The organism is Streptomyces sp. NPDC007162, from assembly GCF_040634175.1.
GTDB lineage: Bacteria > Actinomycetota > Actinomycetes > Streptomycetales > Streptomycetaceae > Streptomyces.
This window is the reverse complement of record NZ_JBEYFC010000849.1, coordinates 1-2,496: the sequence shown is the minus strand read 5'-3', so window position 1 is coordinate 2,496 and position 2,496 is coordinate 1. Positions and strand designations below refer to the sequence as shown.

2 protein-coding genes and 1 pseudogene are annotated in these 2,496 nt (G+C 69.3%); all 3 read left to right on the top strand.

Annotated features, from left to right (window positions below; all coding sequences use genetic code 11):
- Window positions 1–54 precede the first annotated feature (54 nt).
- Window positions 55–468: pseudogene (locus tag ABZ646_RS44870) on the top strand (alanine dehydrogenase); the annotation flags it as partial.
- 411 nt (window positions 469–879) lie between these two features.
- Entirely contained in the window at window positions 880–2,007 is a 1,128-nt protein-coding gene (locus tag ABZ646_RS44865; protein ID WP_360533063.1) for a ParA family protein, read from the top strand.
- On the top strand, window positions 1,992–2,496 hold a 505-nt coding region (locus ABZ646_RS44860; protein WP_360533060.1), incomplete at its 3' end, for a hypothetical protein. The genes ABZ646_RS44865 and ABZ646_RS44860, both read left to right, overlap by 16 nt.

Here is a 2,496-nt window from a genome sequence, read left to right as displayed (position 1 = left end):
GCTCACCGACGTCGTGGGGGCGCAGAACATCGCCTTCGGCCGTGCGGCCGGTGAGTGATCGGCGCGGTGCTCATCCCGGGCGCCAAGGCCCCGAAGCTCGTCACCAACGAGCTGGTCTCCCGGATGAAGCCGGGAAGTGTCCTTGTCGACATCGCGATCGACCAGGGCGGCTGCTTCGAGGACTCCCGGCCCACCACCCACGCCGAGCCGGCCTTCCGGGTCCACGAGTCGGTCTTCTACTGCGTCGCCAACATGCCCGGCGCGGTGCCCAACACCTCCACCTACGCACTCACCAACGCCACGCTGCCCTACATCGTGTCGCTCGCGAACAACGGCTGGGCGGAGGCGCTGCGCCGGGACGCCGCGCTGGCCAAGGGCCTCAACACCCATGACGGCAAGGTTGTTTACAAGGAGGTCGCCGAGGCGCACGGCCTGGACCACGTGGACCTCGACGCGCTGATCGGCTGAGCCGGAACGGCGGGGCGGCCGCTAAGTCACCTTTTCGTAAAGGCGATACGTCAACAAGCCGCGTCAATCACTCACATCCGGCCGGACCTTGTCGACAAGGTCCGGCCGGATGTGTGTATGGTCACTTTGCGACTCTCGGTCAACTCGCCTCGAACGTAACCCTTCGACCGATTCGCACACCGGTGAAACCTGCTGTGCGACGGCTGTACGCCCTTGACAGCGACATGTTTCATTGCCGACACATCGTGCCGGGTCCGGCGGATTGTGTTGCTGCGGACGCCCGACACGCCATAGAGTCGCCAACCGTCGGCATGGTGCCACGCTGACCTGTCTAGAAGTTTCCTGGTCACCAAGGAGGTAAGACGACTTGTGAATGAGTCGACATTTTCTCCCGGGGGTGGTCAACCAGGAATGCCGGTACGGGACCAGGGTCCCGCGGGGTTCGAGGCTGTCGGCTCCGTCGCGGTGCGCACCTTCACAGCAGCCCGGACTCCGCTGACCACGCGGACAGCACACCAGAGCATGGATGGCCATCACGTGAACGCCAGGGCCGGCGACGGAAGTGGCGCGCCCCACAACCACTTCGCCGACTACGACGAACTGCCCGACGGGCACTTCTACGACCCCGACGCCGAGTACGAACCCGATCCGGAGTACGCGGCCACGCTCGCGCCCGACGCCGCCCGCCAGCGCCGCGAGCGCGTCGGCCCGACCGGACGCCCGCTGCCGTACTTCCCGATCCCGGGCCCGGTGACCAGTCACGGCCCCGCGACGATCATCGCGATGTGCAACCAGAAGGGCGGCGTCGGCAAGACCACGTCGACCATCAACCTGGGTGCCGCGCTCGCGGAGTACGGCCGACGGGTGCTGCTCGTGGACTTCGACCCGCAGGGCGCGCTGTCGGTGGGTCTCGGCGTCAACCCGATGGAGCTCGACCTCACCGTCTACAACCTGCTCATGGAGCGGGGCATGGCGGCCGACGAGGTCCTCCTGAAGACCGCGGTCCCCAACATGGACCTGCTGCCCTCCAACATCGACCTGTCGGCCGCCGAGGTGCAGCTGGTCTCCGAGGTCGCCCGCGAGTCGACGCTGCAGCGCGCCCTCAAGCCGCTGCTGCCCGACTACGACTACATCGTGATCGACTGTCAGCCCTCGCTCGGCCTGCTCACGGTCAACGCGCTGACGGCCGCCCACAAGGTGATCGTGCCGCTGGAGTGCGAGTTCTTCGCGCTGCGTGGTGTGGCCCTGCTGACCGAGACCATCGAGAAGGTCCAGGAGCGGCTCAACCCGGAGCTGGAGCTCGACGGCATCCTCGCCACCATGTACGACTCCCGCACCGTGCACAGCCGTGAGGTGCTGGCCCGTGTGGTCGAGGCCTTCGACGACCACGTCTACCACACGGTGATCGGCCGCACGGTCCGCTTCCCGGAGACCACGGTCGCCGGTGAGCCGATCACCACGTACGCCTCCAACTCCGTCGGTGCCGCCGCCTATCGCCAGCTCGCCAGGGAGGTGCTCGCCCGGTGTCACGCCGAGTGAGTCTGCCCGGGGCCGACGAACTGTTCCGTACGACCGGGGGGATGGCGCTGCAGCCGTCCAGCCCCAGGCGCCCGGCCAACGGCGAGGCCCGGGTGCCGTCCCCCGCGACTCCCGCGGGGGAGAACGACGACACGGCGGCCGAGCCCGCCGAGGACGCGCCGCACGCGGTGCCCGTGCAGGGCGGCGACGGCGAGGGCGCGGAGCACGTGGCGGCGGAGGCGGAACCGGCCGAGTCCGGGGAGTCCCGCAACCGCGGGGTCTCCGCCACGGTGGCCCCCTCGGGTGCCCGGCGGCAGCCGGTGCAGGAAGGTTCTGGCGCCGACGCCCAGGCCGCGCCCCGCAAGCAGCGCGGTGGCAGGGCGCCCGCCCGGCGGCCCAGCGGGCGCGAGCGGCACGACGAGAAGATCACCGTGTACGTCTCCGCCGAGGAGCTGATGGACCTGGAGCACGCCCGCATCCGGGGACCACCCGGTTGCAGGCATACCGCAC

Coding starts and splice junctions, on each gene's coding strand:
- ABZ646_RS44865 (WP_360533063.1), top strand. CDS start 880: ATGCCGGTACGGGACCAGGGTCCCGCGGGGTTCGAGGCTGTCGGCTCC.